Source organism: Aureimonas flava, assembly GCF_003583935.1.
Taxonomy (GTDB): domain Bacteria; phylum Pseudomonadota; class Alphaproteobacteria; order Rhizobiales; family Rhizobiaceae; genus Aureimonas; species Aureimonas flava.
The window spans coordinates 23,066-44,433 of sequence record NZ_QYRN01000014.1; the positions used below are offsets into that span (position 1 = coordinate 23,066).

Consider the following 21,368-nt stretch of genomic DNA (forward strand, 5'->3'; position numbering starts at 1 on the left):
TGGCGTCGCACGATCACGGCATCTCGTCAACTGGTATGACGAGTACCCGTCCGGTCAGGGCTGGTCGAGCGTGAAGCCGATCCGCAGACTGACCTGGTAGTGTGCCACCCGGCCGCCCTCGACATGGCCGCGCGTCTCGGTGACCTCGAACCAGCGGATGTTGCGCAGCGTGGCGGCGGCGTCGGCCAGGGCGTTCTCGATCGCCTTCTCGATCGAGTCGGGCGAGGAGCCGACGATCTCGATGATCTTGTAGGTGTGCTCGGACATGGGGACGCGCTCCGGGTTGCTCGCCGGTCGACCCGCTCGGCGACCGTCCCCTGTCGTTCTAGCGGCCCGGGGGCGGGCGCACAGGGCGGCGCCTCACTGGCTGACCCAGAGAATGCGCGCGATCCACTCGATCTCGGCCAGCGGGAACTGCCGGTCCGGGAAGTCCGGGTTGACGGAGGCGAGCTCGATCGTGCGGGCCGTCTGGCGCTGGAGCACCTTGACCATGACCTCGCCCTCCTTGGTGCGCACCACGACGCGGTCGCCCCGTCGCACGGGCGCGCCGGGCTTCACCACCACCACGTCGCCGTCGCGATAGAGCGGCATCATGGACTGGCCGGAAACCTCCAGCGCGTAGAGCGAATCGTCGGCGCCCGGCAGCTCGACCTCCTCCCAGCCCTGGCCGGCGGGAAAGCCGGCATCGTCGAAATAGCCGCCGGCGCCGGCCTCGGCGCTGCCGAGCAGCGGCACCGAGGTGCGGGGCGCCGGCACCGGGCGCAGCGAGTGCAGCGGTTCGTCGGGCGCGGCGAAGAAGGCTTCCGAACTCGTGCCCGTCGCCTCCAGCACCTTGGCGATCGATTCCGTGGAGGGCCAGCGCGGGCGCCCGTCCGAGGCCATGCGCTTGGACTTGTTGAACGTCGTCGGGTCGAGGCCCGCCCGGCGCGCGAGGCCCGAGGGCGACATCTTCAGCCGGGCGGCGAGGCCGTCGATCGCGGCCCAGATCCTGTCGTGCGACAGCATGCGGCAAACCTCTCGGGTCGAAGGCGCGGGGCGACGCCGTTGGCCGAGGAATATAGTCCTCGACCCATTCTGTCTAAGATGTGACTCGCGTCCTGTCGACAATCGGTGCGCGGATTCGGACTTCGGGGCGCCGAAAATCCCGTGTTTTCCACCGCTTCGGCGAAAGCCCCGACGACGTTTTTCGCGCGATCTTCCCTCGACAGGGGGGAACCCGAGTCCCAAATGCGGCATTTCGATGGATGGATCGTGGCCGCCGCCCGGGCGCCGGTCCGCTCGCGCCCCGCGTCGCGTGGAAGGGTCAGGATGAGTACGGTCGGCTTCCGCTTCGCCCCCAACACCACCGAGGAAACCCGCATGCGCGCCAGCGAGCCGGGGCGCGGGCGCGACGCGACGGGGCCGCTCGGCATTCCGTTGCGCGGCTGGAAGGACATCGTCTGGCGGCTCTACTACTCGTTCTTCGAGGACCGCGTCATGCTGATCGCGGCCGGCGCCACGTTCTACCTGCTGCTGGCGCTGTTTCCCGCCTTCGCGGTGTTCGTATCGTTCTACGGCATCGTCGCCAACCCGACCACGATCGCCGACCACATCGCCTTCATCGGCCGCTTCCTGCCGCAGGCCGGGACCGACATCCTCACCTCGCAGCTCGAACAGCTCGTCTCTCGCGATCCCGCCTCGCTGTCGGCGAGCTTCGTGACCAGCCTCCTGTTCTCGCTGTGGAGCGCCAACAACGGCATCAAGACACTGTTCGAGGCGATGAACGTCGCCTATGGCGAGCACGAGCAGCGCTCGTTCCTGAAGCTCAACGCGGTCGCCTTCTGCTTCACGATCGGCGCCTTCTTCATCGCCACCGTGCTGTTCGTCTCGGTGGGCGTGGTGCCGGCCGTGATGGCGATCGTGGGCGCCCAGAGCTATACGGACGGGCTCATCGCAGCCGCGCGCTGGCCGGTGGTCTTCGTGCTGATCGTCGGCGCCATCAGCATGGTCTACCGCTACGGTCCGAGCCGCAACCGGGCGCGCTGGTCGTGGGTGCTGTTCGGCGCGATCCTGACCGCCAGCGTCTGGCTCGCCGCCTCGATCGGCTTCTCCTGGTACCTGCGCTCCTTCGCCAACTACAGCGTGACCTACGGCTCGCTGGGGGCCGTGATCGGCTTCATGATGTGGGTGTGGATCTCGTCCATCATCTTCATCGTCGGCGCCGAGGTGAACGCCGAGATGGAGCACCAGACGGCGATGGACACGACGGACGAGCCGGACAAGCCGCTCGGCGAGCGCGGCGCGCGCGTCGCCGACACGATCGGCCGCTCGCTCTGGCGCGAGAAGCGCGAGGGCTGAGCGCCCCCGCGCCGTCTCCCGTGGTTCAGGCCGCGGCCTTGGCCGGGGCGAAGCGCCCGTAGAACGTCTCGCCGCGCGTCGCCATCTCCCGAAGGAGCGGCGTCGGGCGGAAGCGTTCGCCGTGCTTGGCGGCGAGCGTTTCGCACAGCGCCACGAAGGCCTGCACACCCATCCCGTCGATGTAGCTGAGCGTGCCGCCGGTATAGGGCGCGTATCCGAAGCCGAGGATGGAGCCGACATCGGCCTCGCGCGGGTCGGTGACGACGCCTTCCTCCACCGTGCGCGCCGCCTCCAGCGCCATGGTCACCAGGAAGCGCTGCTTGAGCTCGGCGAAGTCGATCTCGTCGGCCTTGCGCTGCGGGAACCTGTCCTTCAGCCCCGGCCAGAGATGCTTCTTCGCCGGCTTGGCGGGGTAGTCGTAGAAGCCCTTGCCCGCCTTGCGGCCGAGCCGGCCCTCGCCGTCCACCATGTCGTTGACCAGCGCGAAGTGACGCGGGTCCACCGCACCCTCGCCCATGTCGCGGATCGTCGCCTTCATGATCCGCTGCGACAGGTCCACCGCCGTCTCGTCGTTGAGCGCCAGCGGGCCGACCGGCATGCCGGCGAACTTGGCCGCGTTCTCGATCATCGCCGGGGGCACGCCCTCGACCAGCATGTCGTAGGCCTCGGTCATGTAGCGCAGCACGCAGCGGTTGGCGAAGAAGCCGCGCGTGTCGTTGACCACGATCGGCGTCTTCCGGATGGCGCGCACGAAGTCGAGCGCGACGGCCAGCGCCCGGTCGCCCGTCTCCTTGCCGAGGATCACCTCGGTCAGCATCATCCGGTCCACCGGCGAGAAGAAGTGGATGCCGACGAAGCGCGCCGGGTCGGGGAAGGCCTCGGCGAGGCTGGTGATCGGCAGGGTGGAGGTGTTGGAGGCGAAGATCGCGTCGGGCTTCAGCACGGCGGCGACCTGCCGGCTGACCTCCGCCTTCACCTCGCGGTCCTCGAACACGGCCTCGATCACGAGGTCGGCGTCGGCGAGGGCCTCGTAGTCGGGCGTCGCCGAGATGCGGGCGAGCAAGGCCTCAGCCTCCTCGGGCTTCGCGCGGCCCTTCTTGACGAGGCCCTCCATCAGGCTCGCCGAATGGGCCTTGCCCTTGTCGGCGGCCGCCTGGTCCCGGTCCACCAGCACCACGTCGATGCCGGCCTTGGCCGCGACATAGGCGATGCCGGCGCCCATGAAGCCCGCGCCCACGACGCCGACCTTGCCGATCCGCTGCTCGGGCACGCCGGCGGGCCGGCGGGCGCCCTTGTTCAGCGCCTGCATCGAGACGAAGAGCGAGCGGATCATCATCGCCGCCTCCGTGGTCTGGAGGACCTGCGTGAAATAGCGCTGTTCGATCCGCAGCGCCGTGTCGATCGGCACGAGCAGGCCTTCGTAGACGCATTTCACGATGGCGCGGGCGCCGGGGTAGTTGTCGGCCGTCTCCTTGCGGTAGAGCGAGGCGACCGCGGGCCAGACCTGCGCGCCGGCGGGCGAGTAGACCGGCCCGGACGGCAGCTTGAAGCCCTTCTCGTCCCAGGCCTTCACCGGCTTCAGGCCCGCCCGCAGCATGGCCTTGGCCGCCTCGATCAACTGGTCGTCCGGCACGACCTCGTCGACGAGCTTCATGCCCTTCGCCTTGGCGGCGCTCAAGGTCTCGCCCTTGAGCAGCATCTGCAGCGCGCTCTGCGTGTCGGCGAGGCGCGGCACGCGCTGCGTGCCCCCGGCGCCGGGGAAGATGCCGACCTTGACCTCCGGCAGGCCCATCTTCGCGCTCTGCGCGGCCACGCGCCCGTGGCAGGCCAGCGCCAGCTCGAAGCCGCCGCCCATGCAGGTGCCGTTGATCGCGCAGACATAGGGCTTGCCCGAGGTCTCGAGCTTGCGCCAGATCCGGCCCATCTCGCCGCAGCGCCGGAACAGCTCGGCCACCGCCCCGTCGGGGTCGCTCTCGCGCTGCGCCTGGAAGGCGGCGAACATGGCGCCCAGCATGTTGAGGTCGGCGCCGCCGGTGAAGGAGCCCGCCTTGCCGGAGGCGAGCACCACGCCCTTCACGGCCGGATCGGCGGCGAACGCGTCCACCAGGGTCTCGATCTCCCGCAGCACCTCCTCGGTGAAGACGTTCATCGAGCGGTCCGGCATGTCCCAGGTGACCAGCGCCAGCCCGTCCGCGTCGCGGTCGACGGTGAAGTTGCGAAGATCCATGCGGTGTTCTCCCGATCGTTCGATCCGCCGGGCGCGTGGCGCGGGCGGGCATTGGTGGGTCAGGCCGGCGAACGTCGCCGGGCCTTCAGGGTTTTCAAAGACCTGTCCGGTAGAATCGGTCCCGACGAAACGGGAACGGGACGGGGACGATGACGACGGACTGCGAGGGCTGCCGCTCGGGCAGGCGCCTGGACTTCGACTTCTCCATGGCCTTCCAGCCGATCTTCGACATCGCCGCCGGCAGCGTCTGGGGCTACGAGGCCCTGATCCGCGGACTGTCGGGGGAGGGCGCCCACGCCATCCTCTCCATGGTCTCGCCGGACCAGCGATACCAGTTCGACCAGGCATGCCGGATCAAGGCCCTGGAGCTCGCCGCCCGGCTGTTCCCGCGCGGCGAGAACACGCGCCTGTCCATCAACTTCCTGCCCAACGCCGTGTACGAGCCGGCGGCCTGCCTGCGCGCGACGCTCGCCGCCGCGCGTCGCCACGACTTTCCGCTCCAGTCGCTGATGTTCGAGTTCACCGAGAACGAGGAGATCGTCGACACCGGCCACCTCCAGACCATCCTCGCCGAATATCGCCGCCAGGGCTTCATCACGGCGCTGGACGACTTCGGCGCCGGCTATGCGGGCCTCAGCCTCCTGGCCGACTTCCAGCCCGACCTCATCAAGCTCGACATGAAGCTCGTCCGCGGCATCGAGGTGAGCCGGCCGCGCCAGATCATCGTGGCGACGATCGCAACCGCCGCGCGCGAGCTCGGCATCCAGATCCTGGCCGAGGGCGTCGAGACCGAGGACGAGTTCACCGTGCTGAAGGCGGCCGGCATCACGCTGTTCCAGGGCTACTGGTTCGCCAAGCCCGCCTTCGAGGCCTTGCCGCCGCTCGACATGTCGATCCGCGCCACGCACCGCCCGAGCCGCAGCCTGGTGGCCTGAGGCCGGCATCACACCCGCTCGATGATCGTCGCCGTGCCCATGCCGGCGCCGATGCACAGCGTGACCAGCGCGGTCTGCCGGTCCTGGCGCTCCAGTTCGTCGAGGACGGTGCCGAGGATCATCGCGCCCGTCGCGCCAAGCGGATGGCCCATGGCGATCGCGCCGCCGTTGACGTTTATCGCGGCCGGATCGATCTCGAACGCCTGCATGTAGCGCAGCACGACGGCGGCGAAGGCCTCGTTCAGCTCGAACAAGTCGATGTCGGACAGAGACATGCGGGAGCGCTTCAGGAGCTTTTCCGTCACGTCCACCGGGCCTGTCAGCATCAGAGCGGGGTCGGAGCCGATCGAGGCGAAGGCACGGATGCGCGCGCGGGGCTTCAGCCCGAGCGCCTCGCCGCCGGCCTTGGAGCCCACGAGAACCGCTGCGGCCCCGTCCACGATGCCCGACGAGTTGCCGGCATGGTGGACGTGCTCGACGGCCTCCACTTCGGGATGCGCCTGGATGGCGACCGCGTCGTAGCCGCCCATCTCGCCCATCATCGCGAAGGACGCGTTGAGCGAGCCCAGCGACTGCATGTCGGTGCCGGGGCGCATGTGCTCGTCGCGGTCGAGGATCAGGAGCCCGTTCTGGTCCCGCACCGGCACGACCGAGCGCGCGAAGCGCCCCTCCGACCAGGCGGCGGCCGCGCGCTTCTGCGATTCCACCGCGTAGGCGTCCACGTCGTCGCGGGTGAAGCCGTACTTGGTGGCGATCAGGTCGGCCGAGACGCCCTGCGGCATGAAATAGGCCGGGATGCCGACCGACGGATCCATGATCCAGGCGCCGCCCGACATGCCCATGCCGACGCGCGACATGGATTCGACGCCGCCCGCGATCACGAGGTCGTCCGCGCCCGCCGCGACCTTGGCGGCCGCGAGGTTCACCGCGTCGAGCCCCGAGGCGCAGAAGCGCGAGATCTGCATGCCGGGCGCGGCGAAGTCGTAGCCGGCCTCGAAGGCCGAGGCCTTCGGGATCACCGATCCGGCCTCGCCGACCGGGTCGACGCAGCCGAAGATGATGTCGTCCACCTCGGCCGTCGGCAGCCCGTTGCGCTCGCGCAGGGCTTCCAGAACCTTGGCGCCGAGCCGCACGGCCGGCACCTCGTGGAGCGATCCGTCCCGCTTGCCGCGGCCGCGCGGGGTGCGCACGTGGTCGTAGATGAAAGCGTCGGTCATGAGAGATTCGTCTTTCCTGTCCGGCCTGCCTGTGCGGCTTGTTCAGAAGGCGTCGGCGTCGAGCGCCATCATCGAGTCGGCGCCCGACGAGATGCGGGCGAGGTGGGCCGCCGTCTCGGGCATCAGGCGGTCCATGAAGAAGCGCGCGGTGACGAGCTTGTTCTCCAGGAACGATGTATCGTCGCCCGCACCGGCCGCCAGCTTTTCCTGCGCCGCGTGCGCCATGCGGCCCCACATGTAGCCGAGCGCGACGAGCCCGAAGAGATGCATGTAGTCGGTGGAGGCGGCGCCCGCGTTGTCGGGCTTCTGCATGGCGTTGGTCATCAGCCACATCGTGGCCGACTGGAGATCGTTGAGGCCCTTCTTCAGCGACTTGGTGAAGGGCGCCATCGCCTCGTTCGAGCGGTGCTCCTCGCAGAAGGCGCCGACCTCCTTGAAGAAGGCCTGGATCGCGCGACCGCCATTGAGGGCGAGCTTGCGCCCGACGAGGTCGAGCGCCTGGATGCCGTTGGCGCCCTCGTAGATCTGGGCGATCCGCGCGTCGCGCACGAACTGCTCCATGCCCCATTCCCGGACGTAGCCGTGGCCGCCGTAGACCTGCTGGGCCATCACGGCGTTCTCGAAGCCCTTGTCGGTGAGGACGCCCTTGATGACCGGGGTGAGGAGGCCCATCCAGTCGTCCGCGGCCTCGCGGACCTTCGGGTCCTCGGCGCGGTGCGCGAGGTCGCCCCGCAGCGCCGTCCAGAGGATCAGCGCGCGGCCGGCCTCGTTGACGGCGCGGATTGTCATCAGCATGCGCCGCACGTCGGGATGCACGATGATCGGATCGGCGGCCTTCTCGCCGTGCTTCGAGCCCGCGAGCGCGCGCCCCTGGAGCCGGTCGCGGGCATAGGCGACGGCGTTCTGGTAGGCGATCTCGGAGATCGCCAGGCCCTGGACGCCGACGCCGAGCCGCGCCTCGTTCATCATCGTGAACATGGCACGCAGGCCCTTGTGCGCCTCGCCGACCAGCCAGCCCGTCGCCCCGTCGTAGTTCATCACGCAGGTGGCGTTGCCGTGGATGCCCATCTTCTCCTCGAGCGAGCCGCAGGACACGCCGTTGCGCGCGCCCGGCCGGCCGTCCTCTTCCGGCAGGAACTTCGGCACGATGAAGAGCGAGATGCCCTTCACGCCCTCCGGCGCGCCCTCGATGCGGGCGAGCACCAGGTGGACGATGTTCTCCGACAGGTCGTGCTCGCCGGCCGAAATGAAGATCTTCTGGCCCGAGATGGCGAAGGAGCCGTCGGCGTTCGGCACCGCGCGCGTGCGCAGGAGGCCGAGGTCCGTGCCGCAATGGGGCTCGGTGAGGTTCATGGTGCCGGTCCAGATGCCGTCCACCATCTTGGGAAGGTACAGAGCCTTCTGCTCGGGCGCGCCGTGGTGCTCGATCGCCGCGATCGCGCCGCGCGTCAGGCCGGGATACATGGCGAAGGCCATGTTGCTCGAGGACAGGAACTCGTTCACGGCGGCGGCCAGCGTGTGCGGCAGGCCCTGGCCGCCGAACTCGGGATCGGCCGACAGCCCGCCCCAGCCCGCCTCGCGGAACTGCGCATAGGCTTCGCGGAAACCCTTGGGCGTGGTGACCGAGCCGTCCGCCGCCCGGTGGCAACCCTCGAGGTCGCCCGACTGGTTGAGCGGCAGGAAGACGTCGGCGGCGAACCGGCCGGCCTCGCCGAGGATCGCCTCCACGACGTCGGGCGTGGCGTCCGAGAAGCCGGGCAGGTTGCCGTGGCGCTCCCAGCCGAGGATGTCGTTGAGGACGAAGAGCGTGTCGGCGACGGGGGCCTGGTAGACCGGCATGACGAGAACTCCCAGCGTCAATCTTTGACGTTTGCGTAAACGTCACTCAGCGATGTCTACCGCCGTTCCGCGCCGGGATCAAGCCGAACGGGGCCTGCGGGCCCAAGCCACGGACGAAGCACCCCGTGGGTCTTGAGATCGCCGTCCGAGACTGAAACAGAGGAGGGCGACAGCACAAGGCAGGGCAGGCTCCATGTTCCAGAACTTCGACGAGGCGTCCGATTCCTCCCAGAGCGCCTCGCGCGTCGAGCGCCTGCGCGCCAGCCTCGCGGAAGCGGGCGTCGACGGGTTCGTGGTGCCGCGCGCCGACGAGCACCAGGGCGAGTACATCCCCCCGTCCGCCGACCGGCTGCGCTGGATCACCGGTTTCACCGGCTCCGCCGGCACCGCGCTCGTGCTGCCCGGCCGCGCCGCGATCTTCGTGGACGGGCGCTACACGGTGCAGGTGCGCGCGCAGGTGGACGGCGCGGTGTTCGCCATCGAAAGCTCCGTGGACACGCCGCTCGGCACCTATCTGCGCCGCAACGCCGAGGGGCTGCGCATCGGCGTCGACCCCTGGCTGCACACGGTGGGCGAGGTGGCCTCGCTGCGCGCGGCCATGGCGGAGGCCGGCGGCGAGCTCGTCGCCCTGCGGCACAATCCGCTCGACCGCGTGTGGCAGGACCGCCCGCAGCCGCCCAAGGGCGCCGTGGCGCCCCATCCGCTGCGCCACGCAGGGCGATCGGGCGCCGAGAAGCTCGACCAGATCCGCGAGGCGCTGGCCAAGGCCGACGCCGCCGCCACCGTGCTCACCGACCCGTCGTCGGTCGCCTGGACCTTCAACATCCGCGGCTCCGACGTGCCCCATACGCCGCTGCCCCTCTGCTTCGCCCTGATCCGGCGCGACGGACGGCCGACGGTCTTCATTGACGGCGACAAGCTCGGGCCGGAGGCGGCGGAGGCCCTGGGCGCGCTCGCCGAGATCGCGGCGCCGGCCCTCCTGGAGCCGGCGCTGGCCGAGGCCGCGCGGGCGGCGCGCGTGATGCTGGACCCGGCGCTCGCCGCCGACCGGCTGCGCGAGGTGGTGGAGGAGGCCGGCGGCACGGTGGTGCCGGGCGTCGATCCGGCCCGGCTGCCCCGCGCGCGCAAGAACGCGGCCGAGATCGCCGGCGCGCGCCGGGCGCACCTGCGCGACGGGGCGGCGGTCTCGGCGTTTCTTGCCTGGCTGGACGCGCAGGACCCCGGCACCGTGGACGAGATCGGCGCGGCCGAGGCGCTGGAGGGCTTTCGTGCCCGCTTCGCCGAGGCCGACGGGCAGCCGCTGCGCGACCTGTCCTTCGACACGATCTCGGCGGCCGGCCCCAACGCCGCCTTGCCGCACTACCGGGTGAACCGGCAGTCCAACCGCCCGCTCGCGGCCGGCGAGGTGTTCCTGGTGGATTCGGGCGCGCAGTACGAGGACGGCACCACCGACATCACGCGCACGGTGGCCGTCGGCGCCGTGTCGGACGAGGCGCGTCTCAAGTTCACGCTGGTGCTGAAGGGCATGATCGCCGTCAGCCGGGCGCGCTTTCCGGTCGGGACGCGCGGCATCGACCTCGATCCCCTGGCGCGCGTCGCGCTGTGGCGGGCGGGCTCCGACTACGCCCACGGCACGGGCCATGGGATCGGCTCCTACCTCGCGGTCCACGAGGGGCCGCAGTCGATCTCCCGGCGCGGCATGGCGGTGCTGGAGGAGGGCATGATTGTGTCCAACGAGCCCGGCTACTACCGCGAGGGCGCCTTCGGAATCCGCATCGAGAACCTGATCCTGGTCCGGCCGGCCGAGCGCGTGGCGGGCGGCGATCTCGACACCCACGACTTCGAGACGCTGACCTTCGTGCCGATCGACCGGCGGATGATCGCGGTCGACCGCCTGGACGCGGAGGAGCGCGACTGGCTCGACGCCTATCATCGCGCGGTGCGCGAGCGGATCGGCCCGCGCCTCGAGGGGGATGCGAGGGTCTGGCTGGAGGCCGCGACCCGGCCGCTCGGCGAAGATTGAGCCGCGGTCAGCGGCAGAGGCGGCGCGGGCCCGACGCGGGCTGAAACGTGCCGGTCTCGGCGTCGAACGAACGGTATCGGCTCTCGCAATAGCGGTACCACGGGCCGGTGAAGGGAGCGGGACGGGCCTGTCCCGCGTCCATCGCGACGCCGCGCGACGCCTCCGCCTCGACCAGCGCCGCATCGAGGTCGAAGGCCAGGACGGCCCCCGCCGCCAAGGCGGGATTGTCGCGGTACACGCCCGGTGCCGGGGGCGCAGGACGGGCGTAGTAGAGCGGACCCGCGACGAGCGGGCCGCCGATCGTGCCGGGACCTCGCTTGTAGACGGGCGGAGCGACCTCGAGGGGAACGACGGGGATGGGGCCGGGCCGCACGAAGACCGGGCGATTGTAGGGATCGAGGCCGACATAGTCGCCGGCCCGGGCCACCTCGGCACCCCCGGCGCCCAACAGGGTCAGCGCCGCCATCGCGGTCCGCCACCAGCCAGCCATCACACCCTCCTTCTGCCGATCATCCCGTTCGGATAAGGCCGAGCGCGAGGGCTTGGTTCCCGCATATGCGAACGGCCGCCCCCAAGGGGCGGCCGTCGTTCCGTCGTGCGCTGCGCCGAGCCGTCAGCGGCAGAACTGACGCGGGCCGTGGTAGGGCTGGAAGGTGCCCGAGCGCGGATCGAAGGACCGGTAGCGCTGCGAGCAGTAGCGATACCACTCGCGGCTCCAGGGTTCGGCCCGGTAGGCCGGGGCGGCGTAGTAGCGCGGCGCGCGCTCGACGTAGCGCGGCTGCGCCGAGCTGGCGATGGCCGCGCCCACGCCCAGGCCGACGATCGCGCCGGCCAGGGCCGCGCCGCCGTTGTGGCGTCGATAGTGGCGATGGCCGTAGCCGTAGCGCGGGCCGCCGTAGTAGCGGTGGCCGCCGCGCCAGCCATGGCCGCCACGGAAGCCGCCGGGGCCGTAGCGGTAGTACGGGTCCGCCTTCGCGGCGGTGACGCCGACCAGCGGGGTGGTGGAGGGCAGGGCCGCCGGCACCATGGTCAGCGCGAGCGCCACGGCCAGCGAACGCCCGGCGAGCCACTTGGGAATGCGCATGGGAAACCTCCGGGAACGAATGCGATCATTCCCGTTGAACCGCTTTCCGCCTGAACGGTTCCTGAACGCGGGTTCGCGCCGTGATTGCACGCCCTACCGGTGTGACACGTCCGCACTCATCTGGATAAATTGATTAATATTTCGTAAAGCATGTTGCTTAGGCCTCGGGTCGTCGGCAAGACCGCAGGGCGATCGGACCCCGAAGGAGTCGATAGGGATGAGCTCACCGCTGTCGTTCTTCTTCCGCCGTGACGGCCAGCGGCCGAGCGAGGGCACCGTGGAGCGGACGGATTTCGGAAAGGTGATCGAGCCCGCGCCGCCGCGCGCTCCGGTCGCGCCCCCGGTGACGTCCCATCCGGGCTTCGTGCCGCCGCTGGACAATATCGGCCAGCGCAACGAGCTCCTGAAGGTGCGCATCGGCGAGATGGCCGAGCGCCTCGGCGACCTGCGCACCCTGACCGACGACTTCTCGCAGCTCATCGGCCCGATCGAGACCATTGCCGAGGAGTTGCCGCGCTCCAAGGCGCGCATCCTGGAGCTCGAGGCGTTGCTGCAGCAGGAGATGGAGAGCGGGCAGGCGCTGCGCCGCGAGGTGGATTCGCTGCTCGGACGCTATTCCACCGCCTCCAGCGAACTGTCCACGGCGGTGGCGCGGGCGACGCGCCTCGAGAACACGATGCGCGAGCAGGAAACCGCCTTCGACGAGCAGCGCCTGACGCTGCGCGAGAAGACCACCCATGCCAACGCCCTGGAGCGCCAGCTCCTGGCGGAGGTGGAGCAGAACCAGTCGCTGGCGCTGGAGGTGAAGACCCTTCGGGCCGAGGCGCAGGTCTCCGACCAGGCGCTGGCGGACGCCGAGCGGATGCTGGGCGAGGTGTCCGAGCGCCGGCAGATCCTGGAACAGGAGAACCGCCGCTTCCAGAACCTTGCCGGCGAGCAGGCCGCCGAGCTCGTGTCGTCGGGCACGCGGATCGACGAGCTCGAAGCCCAGGGCGAGGCGCATCTGCAGACGATCGCGCTTCAGGAAACCCAGATCGCCGCCGAGCAGGCCGGGCGCCAGCGGGCGGTGGCCCAGCTCGAGGCCGAGCTCTCGGCCATGAAGACCGAACGCTCCAGCGCGTCGATGAAGATCGAGGCGCTGTCGGCGCGGCTGATGGCGACGGACCAGATCCTCGCCCAGGTGCGTGGCCAGCTTCGCGAGCGCGAGGAGGCCATGCGCGCGGCGGAGCGGGCCAACAAGGAGGCGATCGCCGAGCGCACCACGTTCGACCGCCGCCTGGAGGCCAGCAAGACCGAGGCCGGCCGCCTTATGGCCCATCTCCAGGACGCCCAGAAGGGGCGCACGGAACTGGAGGCGCGCGCCGACATGCTGGTCAAGGCGCTGGCCGCCAAGGACGCGGCGCTGGAGGGCGTCACCACGCGCGCCAACAATCTGTCCGACCGCGTGGAGGCGCTCACCCTGCGCTTCGAGCAGGAGCGCCAGACGCTGGAATCGGCCAACCGCCGCCTGATCGAGGAACTGCAGAACGAGAAGGCCGAGCGGACCCTGGCCCAGGGCGCGCTCGACATCGCCCGCGAGAACCGCTCGGCGCTCCAGCGCCAGAACGAGACGCTGAAGCGCGCGACCCGCTCACGCGGCGGCGAGAGCGGGTTTTCGGTCGAAGGCGGCGCGGAAGGGCACGGCGGCACGGCGCCGGGCGGCGAGTCCAGCTCCAACGTGCGCCCGTTCATGATGCCCGAAAAGGGCGACTGAGCGCTGGGGACGGCCGGCTCGGCGGGCATGGCGCCGGGCACCCCGTCGGAGGCGCGCAACAGGAAATGCCCCGCAACCTATTGAACGGAAGCAGGGAAATGTCCGAAGGTCGGGATGGAGGCCCTCGGAGGCGATACGCGAGCGGCGGCAAAGGATCGGCAAGATGGCGAATGGTGCGAGCGAGGAGATCGGCGTGGGCCTCCGGCAGAGCGTGACGGAGCATTCCGGCATCGGGCGGGGCGACAGCGGTTTCGTGCTGGTCTCGACCAACGACAGGTCGGGCGCCGCGCGCGACTGGTCGGCGGCGCTGGACCTGGTGCGCGAGGCCAGCGAGGCGATCCGCATCCGCGACGAGCGCGCCACCGAGATGGAGATCGAGCACCGGCTCGACGCCGAGCGGGCGAGCGAGGAGATCCGCTCGCTGCAGGAACAGCTCGACGAGGCCGAGGTGCGCCTGGCCGAGACGGAAGCGCGCGTGCGCCTGGCCGAGGGCCGCGCCGCCGAGGCCGAGGCCTGGCTCGCCAAGATGCACGACGCGATCGTCGGCAGCTTCGGCCAGGTGCTGAGCGGCGACGACAGCGCCGAGGCCGAGCTTCGCGCGGCGCTCGCCAGCGGGCGCCTCGGGGACGACGAATGAGCGCCGTCCGAGAAACCACCTCCTTTCCCGAGGTCGAGACCATGGCGCAGACCGATCCGGGACGCGTGGCCGAGGTCACGAGCCTTTTCTCCGCGCCCGAGACGGGCGAGGCCGAGCCGATCCGGTCGGAGCTGGCGCCGGCCGAGCCGGCGGTGCCCGCCAAGGCGATCGCCCTGGCGGTGGGCCAGCTCACCATCGAGCCCTCGCCGACCGACTGGACGCGCACGCTGACCCTGGTGGAGCGCACGGCCGCGACGATCCGGGCCTACGAGAAGCGCTTCGTGCAGCTCGATAAGCAGTCCAAGGCGCTGGCCGACCGCGCGGCCGAGGACCAGCACCGGCTGCAGACCCATATCCACTCGCTGGAGGAGCGGCTGCGCCAGGCCGAGGAGCGGGTGATCGCGGCCGAGACCGCGCTGCGCGACGCCGAATACCACGAGTGGGAAGCCGACATGCGCTCCAAGCGCGCCGAACAGCGCGCGGGCGAGGCCGAGGCCAAGTGCCGGCAGACCGAGGCCTATCTGCGCCGCGTCCACGAGCTCCTCGCCGGCGTGACCTGACCGATCCGGCGCGGCGGAACCTGCCGCCTCGTCACCGGCGATCCGGTCTCCCGGCGGTAGGATGCCTGCGAAAGCGGCTAGCCCTCGAACCGATCCGGCTCGATCGACCCAGGCTCAGGCCGGCTCCACGAACCCGTCGAGCACGCGCTTCTGGCCGGCGCGGTCGAAATCCACGGTCAGCTTGTTGCCCTCCACCACGGCCACCGTGCCCGTGCCGAACTTGATGTGGAACACGCGGTCGCCGGCCGAGAACCGGCTCGGCTCGTCGGCCACCGATTTCGCCACCAGCGTGCCCTCGATCTCCCGCGGGCCCCCGGCGCGCGCCGAGGAATAGAGCCCGCCGCCCTTGCGCGGCGGCTGGTTGGCCCCGCGCGAGCGGTTGTCCGAGAAGGGATCGCTCAGGCGACCGGCGAAGCCGGCGCGATCGGGCCCCGCCCTCGCCGCCGCGTCCGGGCGGCCCGAGCCGCCGGCCGCGCCGTCGCGCGCGATGTACTTGTCGGCCGTGGCGGATGCGCGCGAGCGCGCGTCCGAGCCGGACACGCCGCCCTCGCCGTATTCGATCGCCCGGCCGCGCCCGCCCGCATAGCCGCCCGAGCCCCCCGCCGCCTGCGCGCGGCGCCAGCCCGGCGTGCCGTAGGAGGAGGTCGAGAACGCGTTGCCGTCCCAGCGCGAGGCACCGTAGCCGCCCATGCCGCCGGCGCCGTAGCCGCCGTAGGAGGTGGAAGGCTCCAGGACGTCGACATGGTCCTCGGGCAGCTCGTCCAGGAAGCGCGAGGGAATGGTGGACTGCCACATGCCGTGGATGCGCCGGTTCGAGACGAACCAGATCTTGACCCGCCGCTTGCCGCGCGTGATCCCGACATAGGCGAGGCGGCGCTCCTCCTCCAGCCCGGAGCGGCCGCCCTCGTCCAGCGATCGCTGATGCGGGAAGAGGCCTTCCTCCCACCCCGGCAGGAACACGGTCTCGAACTCCAGCCCCTTGGCCGAGTGGAGCGTCATGATGGAGACGGCGTCGGTCTCCGCGTTCTGCTCGGTGTCCATCACGAGCGCGATGTGCTCCAGAAAGCCCGGCAGGCTCTCGTAGTCGTCCATGGAGCGGATCAGCTCCTTGAGGTTCTCGAGCCGCCCCGGCGCCTCGGCCGAGCGGTCGGCCTGCCACATCTCGGTGTAGCCGGATTCGTCGAGGATCATCTCGCCGAGATCGGTGTGGCGCATGGTCGACAGGAGGCCCGACCAGCGTTCGAAGTTGCGCACCACCTCGGCGAGCGCGGCGCGCGGGCGCGCCTTCAGCTCGTCGCCCCCGACGAGGTCGGCGGCCGCCGCCAGGAGCGGCAGGCCCTTGGCGCGGGCGTAGTCGTGCAGGAGGCGGATCGCGGCATCGCCGAGCCCCCGCTTCGGCGTGTTGACGATGCGCTCGAAGGCGAGATCGTCGGCCGGCTGGCAGACGCAGCGGAAATAGGCGAGCGCGTCGCGGATCTCCTGCCGCTCGTAGAAGCGCGGCCCGCCGATCACGCGATAGTTCAGGCCGAGCGTGACGAACCGGTCCTCGAACTCGCGCATCTGGAACGAGGCGCGCACCAGGATCGCCATGTCGTTGAGCTTGGCGCCCTTGCGCTGGAGCTGCTCGATCTCCTCGCCGATGGCGCGGGCCTCCTCCTCCGAGTCCCAGCCCGCCGACACGGTCACCTTCTCGTGCTCGGGATCGTGGAGGTCGGTGTAGAGCGTCTTGCCGAGACGGTCCTGGTTCACCGAGATCAGCCCGGCCGCCGCGCCCAGGATATGGGCGGTGGAGCGGTAGTTGCGCTCCAGCCGGATCACCGTGGCGCCCGGAAAGTCGCGCTCGAAGCGCAGGATGTTGTCCACCTCCGCGCCGCGCCAGCCGTAGATCGACTGGTCGTCGTCGCCCACGCAGCACACGTTGACTCCCTCCTGGCCGTTCTGCGCGCGCTCGGGCGAATGCTGGGCGAGAAGGCGCAGCCAGAGGTACTGGGCGACGTTGGTGTCCTGGTACTCGTCCACCAGGATGTAGCGGAAGCGGCGATGATAGTCGGCCAGCACGTCCGGGTGGTCGCGGAAGATCGCGATCGGGTGCATCAGGAGGTCGCCGAAGTCGGCGGCGTTGAGGCTGACGAGACGATCCTGGTAGGCGCGATACAGGGTGCGCCCCCGACCCTCGGCGAAGGCGCGCGCGTCGCCTTCGGGGATCTTGTCCGGTGTCAGGCCCTTGTTCTTCCAGCCGTCCATCAGGTTGGCGAAGGTGCGGGCGGGCCAGCGCTTGTCGTCGAGGTTCTCGGCCTGGATCAACTGCTTGATGAGGCGGATCTGGTCGTCCGTGTCGAGGATGGTGAAGTTCGACTTGAGCCCGACCAGTTCGGCATGGCGGCGCAGGATCTTCACGCCGATGGAGTGGAACGTGCCGAGCCAGGGCATGCCCTCGACCTCTCCGCCCACCAGATGGCCGATGCGCGTCTTCATCTCGCGCGCGGCCTTGTTGGTGAAGGTGACCGCCAGGATCTGCGAGGGAAAGGCGCGGCGCGTCGCCAGGATATGGGCGATCCGGGTGGTGAGCACCCGCGTCTTGCCCGTTCCCGCGCCCGCCAGCACCAGGACCGGCCCTTCCGTGGTCTCCACCGCGGCGCGCTGCTCGGGGTTGAGCCCGGCGAGATAGTCGGCGGCGGGCGGGGCGACGGGGCCCCCGCGCGCGGCCAGTGCGCGCGCGGCGATGCCGCCCTGCGGCCGGCCCGCGGGGGCGGCGTTCTGGTCTCGGGTCTCGTCCATCGCCTCTACTTAATCGATTCCGCGCGGAACACTAGGGGAACACCCCAAGCGGTCGCCGGCCGGCTTTCGCCCTCGCTGTGGCCTCCGCCGCCTTGCCCTCCTCGGGTCTTATGCCGCAAGAAAAGACAGGCGCTCCGGGCGGAGCGGAACGGCGGGCCGGAAGGGAGGCAGGACGCATGAAGCTCTTCATCGCACTGGGCGGCCTCCTGGTGCTGGCGCTCCTTGCGCTTCTGGTGGGGCCGGCCTTCGTGGACTGGACGAGCTACCGCGCCAGCTTCGAGGCGGAGGCCTCGCGCATCCTCGGCCAGCGGGTGGAGGTGCGCGGCATCGCCTCGGCGCGCCTCCTGCCGTTTCCCTCCCTGTCGTTCACCGACGTGGTGGTGGGCGACGATCCGGCCGATCCGGTGCTCACGGTGCGCGCCTTCCGCATGGATGCCGAACTCGCCCCCTACCTGTCGGGCGAGATCCGCATCTTCGACATGCGCCTCGACGGCCCGGCGCTCAGCATCCCTGTGGAGGCCGACGGCGCGATCCGCTGGCCGGTGGGCGCGCGTGCCGCCCCGCCCGGCGAGACGGTGGTTCTGGAGCGTATCGAGGTGGCGGACGGCTCGGCCGTCCTGGCGGACAGGCGCTCGGCGCGGCGCATCGCGCTGTCGCGCATCCACGGCACGCTCTCGGCCCAGTCGCTGCGGGGGCCCTTCGCGGGGACCGCGACGCTGCTGCTCGACGGCGAGCCGCTCGCCGCCTCCTTCTCCACCGGCACCGGGGCGGGCGACGGCCATCTGCCCGTGCGCCTGACGCTGGATTCGCAGCGCCTCGACGCGCGCGCCACCTTCGACGCGGTGGCGTCCGACCAGCCCGGCGAGCCCCTGGCGGAGGGCACGCTGACCCTTGCGAGCCCGATCGATCCGGCGGCCGAGCGACCGGCCGAGGCCGCGCCGCGCCTGCTGCCGCCGACGCGCCTCGTCACCCGCCTCGCCCTGACGCCGACCTCCTTGCGCGCGTCGGACCTGCGCGCCGAGGTCGGCGACCCGCAGCAGCCCTATGTCGCGACCGGTTCGGCGCTGGTCGACCTCGGCTCGATTCCGCGGTTCGACCTGCAGCTGGATGGTCAGGCGATCGACGTCGACCGCCTGGCTCCGCCCGCGGTCGAGGCCGGTCAGTCGCCGGGCCTTGCCGCCCGCGTCGAGGCGCTGCGCGCCGCGCTGGAACGGCTGCCGACGCCCGGCATGCCGGGGCGCGTGCGCCTCGCCCTGCCGCTCGTCACCGTGGGCGACACGACGATCCGCGACGTCGCGCTGGCCGGCTCGCCCGCCAGCGACGGTTGGTCGCTCCAGTCCTTCTCGGCCGAGCTGCCCGGCCGAACGCGGATCGAGGCCTCGGGCGTGCTGCGCACCGACGACGAGCCGGGCTTCCGGGGCAACCTCCTGCTGGCGGCGCGCCAGCCGGCCGCGTTTCTCGGCTGGGCGGCCGGCGCGAGCGACCCCGCGCTGGTGCGGCTCCAGCGCGCCGGCTTCTCGGCCGAGGTGGCGCTGTCGCCCACCGACCAACGCTTCGACGGGCTGGAGGTCGACCTCGACGGGCGCACCCTCCGGGGCTCGATCCGGCGCGCCGTGCGACCGGAAGGCAGCAGCACCGCGATCGACCTCGGCGGCGAGGCGATCGATCTCGAGCCCGTCGCCGCCCTGGCGCGGCTTCTCGCGCTCCGCGACGGAGCGCCGCGCCCCGGCGAGCGCTTCGAGGTGCAGTTCTCGGCGGCGCCGGCGCGCTTCGGCGACTTCCAGGCCGCCGGACTGGAGGCCGACCTGTCGCTCGATCGCGGGCTGATGGACATCGCCAGCCTCGACGCGCGGGACTTCGCCGGCGCCGACCTCCATGCCGAGGGGACGCTGGCGGATCCGTTCGGCACGCCCCGGCCCGATCTCAGCCTCGATATCGCGGCCGGCGATCCGGCCCGTGTGGCGGAGTTCCTGCGCCGTCGCCTGCCGGGCAGCCCGCTGGCCGACGTGATCGCGCGGCGCGCGCCCACGCTCGGCCCGCTGGCGTTGAGCGGCACGGCGACATCGCAGGGCGCCGGCCGGACAGACCTTGCGGTCGCCCTCGCAGGCACGGCCGCGGGCACGGACGTGACGCTTCGCCTCGCCCTGGAGAACGGCCTCGGCGCCACGGAGCGCAACGGACGCTTCGGGCTGGACCTCGCGCTCGCCCAGCAGGACGCCGCGGTGCTTCTGGCGCAGGCCGGCCTTCCCGTGCTGCCGATCGGCGATGCCGTGCCGCTCGACGCCGCGCTGACCGCGTCCGGCGCGCCGGGCCAGCCGGCGGAGGTGTCGCTGCGCCTGCGCTCGCGCGGCACGGAGCTGTCGGCGGACGGCTCGGCGACGCTCGGCGCCGACGGCCTCAAGGCGGCGGGGCTCGCCCTGCGCCTCGGCAGCGACGATCTCGCGCCCTGGCTCACGCGGCTGGCCCTCGCCTACGGCCAGCCGCTCGCGGGGCTCCCGGTCTCCGGCGCGGCGCGTCTGTCGTGGACGGACGGAAGCTGGACGCTGGACGGGCTGTCCGGCACGCTCGGCGACACGCGTCTGTCCGGTGCCCTGACCGCGCCCGCCGGCGAGCCGGTGTCCGGGCGACTGGCGCTGTCCTCGCTCTCCCTCGACTGGCTCGGCACGGTGGTTGCGGGCGCCGATGCGGCCGGCGCGATCGGGACGGGCGGCGCGACGCCGACGCCCTTCGCCGCGCCGCTCCTTCCCGGACGCGCGTTCCGCCTCGCGCTGGCCGCCGAGCGGGCGACGGGTCTCGGCTTGGATCTCTCCGGGCTCGCGACGGAGATCGCCGGCGACGGCGGCCGGCTCGCGGTCTCCGGCCTGTCCGCCGCCACGGCCTCGGGCGGTCGGCTGGCGGGAGGCGGCGAAGTGCGCAACGCCGCCGGCATCCTGTCGGCGAGCCTCGACATGAGCCTTCGCGGGCAGCCGGTCGCGACCGACGGCGCTCTGTTCTCCGGCCGGCTCGACATGGCCGGAACGCTTGCGGGCGGCGGCGAGACCTGGCCGGCGCTCCTGTCGTCGCTGAACGGGCGGGGGCGGCTCGCGATCGCGGACGCGGTGCTGCGCGACGTGCGGCCGGACCTTCTCGCGCCCGTTCTCGAAGCCGCCGGGACGGACGGTTTCGAGACCGGGATCCCCGCCGTGTCGGCGCTGGTGGAGCGCCTCTCTGCAGGCGCGCGGGCGCCGCTCGGCACGCTCGCGGCGGACTGGACGCTGGGTGCGGGCACGCTGCGCACCGGACCGCTGCGCCACGACTTCGCCGACGCGGCGCTGGAAGGGGAGGCGGCGTTCGACATGCGGTCCGGCCAGGTGGAGGCCGAACTTGCGCTTCGCCTCGCGCCTCCGGCCGACGAGGCGGTGGAGGACGCGCCGCCCGCCGTGTCCTACCGGATCGCCGGGCCGTGGACGGCGCCCGTGCTCCAGACCGCGGTGCAGCCGCTCGCGACCTATCTGTCGGCGCTCAGCGCCCGGCGCGAGGAGGAGCGGATCGAGGCGATCGAGGACGACCTGCGCGAAACGGTGCGGCTGCGCCGCGAGGCGCGCCTGTATCGCGAGCGCGAACGGTTGCGCGAGCAGTTTCGGCAGGAGCGGGAGACGCGCGAGGCGCAAGCGCGCGAGGAAGCGGCGCGCGCAGAGGCGGAGCGGCAGGCGCGCGAGCGCGCGGAGGCCGAACGGCGAGAGGCGGAAGCGCGGCAGGCACGCGAGGCGGAGGCCGCGCGGGAAACCGCCGCGCGAGAGGCCGCCGCAAGGGCCGCCGCCGCGCAGGCCGAGGCGGCCGCACGCACCGCGCCCGCGCAACGCCCGCCGCCTTCCGATTTCGAGTTGCAGCCGCTTCCCCCGCCGGGCGCCCCGCCGGCCTCCGGCTTCGGCGGCCTTCCCGGCGTCAGCGATCCCAACCGGCTCTGAGCGGAAGCGGCAGCCGCGCAGGGATGCACGG

At 71.6% G+C, this 21,368-nt stretch carries 15 protein-coding genes; 7 read left to right on the forward strand and 8 right to left on the reverse strand.

Going from position 1 to position 21,368, the window contains the following annotated elements; genetic code table 11:
* Window positions 1–54 precede the first annotated feature (54 nt).
* Together D3218_RS18555 and D3218_RS18560 are read right to left on the reverse strand one after the other, a co-directional pair.
* Window positions 55–267: a dodecin gene (locus D3218_RS18555; RefSeq protein WP_119541573.1), complete on the reverse strand. Its 213-nt coding sequence runs from the start codon at window positions 265–267 to the stop codon at window positions 55–57.
* Between the two features lie 93 nt (window positions 268–360).
* Window positions 361–1,005, reverse strand: coding sequence for a S24 family peptidase (locus D3218_RS18560; RefSeq protein ID WP_119541574.1), 645 nt, complete (start codon window positions 1,003–1,005; stop codon window positions 361–363).
* Between the two features lie 303 nt (window positions 1,006–1,308).
* Here D3218_RS18560 and D3218_RS18565 point away from each other — a divergent pair, with 303 nt between their 5' ends.
* Window positions 1,309–2,337 carry a YihY/virulence factor BrkB family protein gene (locus D3218_RS18565; RefSeq protein WP_119541575.1) on the forward strand — a complete coding sequence of 343 codons (1,029 nt, stop codon included), beginning with the start codon at window positions 1,309–1,311 and terminating at the stop codon, window positions 2,335–2,337.
* A gap of 25 nt (window positions 2,338–2,362) precedes the next feature.
* On the opposite strand, the gene D3218_RS18570 is transcribed toward D3218_RS18565, so the two are convergent.
* Entirely contained in the window at window positions 2,363–4,564 is a 2,202-nt protein-coding gene (locus D3218_RS18570; protein WP_119541576.1) for an FAD-dependent oxidoreductase, read from the reverse strand.
* Between the two features lie 149 nt (window positions 4,565–4,713).
* On the opposite strand from D3218_RS18570, the gene D3218_RS18575 reads away from it, so the two are divergent.
* On the forward strand, window positions 4,714–5,499 hold the full coding sequence (locus D3218_RS18575) for an EAL domain-containing protein (RefSeq protein WP_119541577.1): 786 nt from the start codon (window positions 4,714–4,716) through the stop codon (window positions 5,497–5,499).
* A gap of 8 nt (window positions 5,500–5,507) precedes the next feature.
* On the opposite strand, the gene D3218_RS18580 is transcribed toward D3218_RS18575, so the two are convergent.
* Both D3218_RS18580 and D3218_RS18585 read right to left on the reverse strand, forming a co-directional pair.
* Window positions 5,508–6,716 carry an acetyl-CoA C-acetyltransferase gene (locus D3218_RS18580; RefSeq protein ID WP_119541578.1) on the reverse strand — a complete coding sequence of 403 codons (1,209 nt, stop codon included), beginning with the start codon at window positions 6,714–6,716 and terminating at the stop codon, window positions 5,508–5,510.
* A gap of 42 nt (window positions 6,717–6,758) precedes the next feature.
* Entirely contained in the window at window positions 6,759–8,555 is a 1,797-nt protein-coding gene (locus D3218_RS18585; protein ID WP_119541579.1) for an acyl-CoA dehydrogenase C-terminal domain-containing protein, read from the reverse strand.
* A gap of 193 nt (window positions 8,556–8,748) precedes the next feature.
* Between D3218_RS18585 and D3218_RS18590 the strand changes: the two genes are divergently transcribed.
* Window positions 8,749–10,578 carry an aminopeptidase P family protein gene (locus D3218_RS18590; RefSeq protein ID WP_119541580.1) on the forward strand — a complete coding sequence of 610 codons (1,830 nt, stop codon included), beginning with the start codon at window positions 8,749–8,751 and terminating at the stop codon, window positions 10,576–10,578.
* 7 nt (window positions 10,579–10,585) lie between these two features.
* On the opposite strand, the gene D3218_RS20190 is transcribed toward D3218_RS18590, so the two are convergent.
* Both D3218_RS20190 and D3218_RS18600 read right to left on the reverse strand, forming a co-directional pair.
* Window positions 10,586–11,068 (reverse strand): BA14K family protein, encoded by a 483-nt coding sequence (locus D3218_RS20190; RefSeq protein WP_245415118.1) that lies wholly within the window; start codon window positions 11,066–11,068, stop codon window positions 10,586–10,588.
* 123 nt (window positions 11,069–11,191) lie between these two features.
* Complete coding sequence (locus D3218_RS18600) at window positions 11,192–11,662, reverse strand: BA14K family protein (RefSeq protein ID WP_245415119.1); 471 nt, start codon at window positions 11,660–11,662, stop codon at window positions 11,192–11,194.
* A 217-nt stretch (window positions 11,663–11,879) separates the two neighbouring features.
* On the opposite strand from D3218_RS18600, the gene D3218_RS18605 reads away from it, so the two are divergent.
* The 3 genes from D3218_RS18605 to D3218_RS18615 all read left to right on the forward strand — a co-directional run bounded on the left by D3218_RS18605 (window position 11,880) and on the right by D3218_RS18615 (window position 14,612).
* Window positions 11,880–13,415 (forward strand): chromosome partitioning protein ParA, encoded by a 1,536-nt coding sequence (locus tag D3218_RS18605; RefSeq protein WP_119541581.1) that lies wholly within the window; start codon window positions 11,880–11,882, stop codon window positions 13,413–13,415.
* Window positions 13,416–13,578: 163 nt separating this feature from the next.
* Entirely contained in the window at window positions 13,579–14,052 is a 474-nt protein-coding gene (locus D3218_RS18610; RefSeq protein WP_119541582.1) for a hypothetical protein, read from the forward strand.
* The gene (locus tag D3218_RS18615) at window positions 14,049–14,612 is read left to right on the forward strand and encodes a hypothetical protein (protein WP_119541583.1); all 564 of its coding nucleotides are present in this window, start codon (window positions 14,049–14,051) and stop codon (window positions 14,610–14,612) included. Before D3218_RS18610 ends, D3218_RS18615 begins: the two co-directional genes overlap by 4 nt.
* Before the next feature lie 114 nt (window positions 14,613–14,726).
* Here the strand turns inward: D3218_RS18615 and D3218_RS18620 are convergent, their stop codons facing one another.
* Window positions 14,727–17,390, reverse strand: coding sequence for an ATP-dependent helicase (locus tag D3218_RS18620; protein WP_119541584.1), 2,664 nt, complete (start codon window positions 17,388–17,390; stop codon window positions 14,727–14,729).
* A gap of 176 nt (window positions 17,391–17,566) precedes the next feature.
* Here D3218_RS18620 and D3218_RS18625 point away from each other — a divergent pair, with 176 nt between their 5' ends.
* Complete coding sequence (locus D3218_RS18625; RefSeq protein ID WP_168990596.1) at window positions 17,567–21,337, forward strand: AsmA family protein; 3,771 nt, start codon at window positions 17,567–17,569, stop codon at window positions 21,335–21,337.
* Window positions 21,338–21,368: the final 31 nt, after the last annotated feature.

Bases quoted from the DNA above. Each gene is read 5' to 3' on its own strand.
- D3218_RS18555 (WP_119541573.1), bottom strand. From the start codon at position 267: ATGTCCGAGCACACCTACAAGATCATCGAGATCGTCGGCTCCTCGCCC.
- D3218_RS18560 (WP_119541574.1), bottom strand. From the start codon at position 1,005: ATGCTGTCGCACGACAGGATCTGGGCCGCGATCGACGGCCTCGCCGCC.
- D3218_RS18565 (WP_119541575.1), top strand. From the start codon at position 1,309: ATGAGTACGGTCGGCTTCCGCTTCGCCCCCAACACCACCGAGGAAACC.
- D3218_RS18570 (WP_119541576.1), bottom strand. From the start codon at position 4,564: ATGGATCTTCGCAACTTCACCGTCGACCGCGACGCGGACGGGCTGGCG.
- D3218_RS18575 (WP_119541577.1), top strand. From the start codon at position 4,714: ATGACGACGGACTGCGAGGGCTGCCGCTCGGGCAGGCGCCTGGACTTC.
- D3218_RS18580 (WP_119541578.1), bottom strand. From the start codon at position 6,716: ATGACCGACGCTTTCATCTACGACCACGTGCGCACCCCGCGCGGCCGC.
- D3218_RS18585 (WP_119541579.1), bottom strand. From the start codon at position 8,555: ATGCCGGTCTACCAGGCCCCCGTCGCCGACACGCTCTTCGTCCTCAAC.
- D3218_RS18590 (WP_119541580.1), top strand. From the start codon at position 8,749: ATGTTCCAGAACTTCGACGAGGCGTCCGATTCCTCCCAGAGCGCCTCG.
- D3218_RS20190 (WP_245415118.1), bottom strand. From the start codon at position 11,068: ATGGCTGGCTGGTGGCGGACCGCGATGGCGGCGCTGACCCTGTTGGGC.
- D3218_RS18600 (WP_245415119.1), bottom strand. From the start codon at position 11,662: ATGCGCATTCCCAAGTGGCTCGCCGGGCGTTCGCTGGCCGTGGCGCTC.
- D3218_RS18605 (WP_119541581.1), top strand. From the start codon at position 11,880: ATGAGCTCACCGCTGTCGTTCTTCTTCCGCCGTGACGGCCAGCGGCCG.
- D3218_RS18610 (WP_119541582.1), top strand. From the start codon at position 13,579: ATGGCGAATGGTGCGAGCGAGGAGATCGGCGTGGGCCTCCGGCAGAGC.
- D3218_RS18615 (WP_119541583.1), top strand. From the start codon at position 14,049: ATGAGCGCCGTCCGAGAAACCACCTCCTTTCCCGAGGTCGAGACCATG.
- D3218_RS18620 (WP_119541584.1), bottom strand. From the start codon at position 17,390: ATGGACGAGACCCGAGACCAGAACGCCGCCCCCGCGGGCCGGCCGCAG.
- D3218_RS18625 (WP_168990596.1), top strand. From the start codon at position 17,567: ATGAAGCTCTTCATCGCACTGGGCGGCCTCCTGGTGCTGGCGCTCCTT.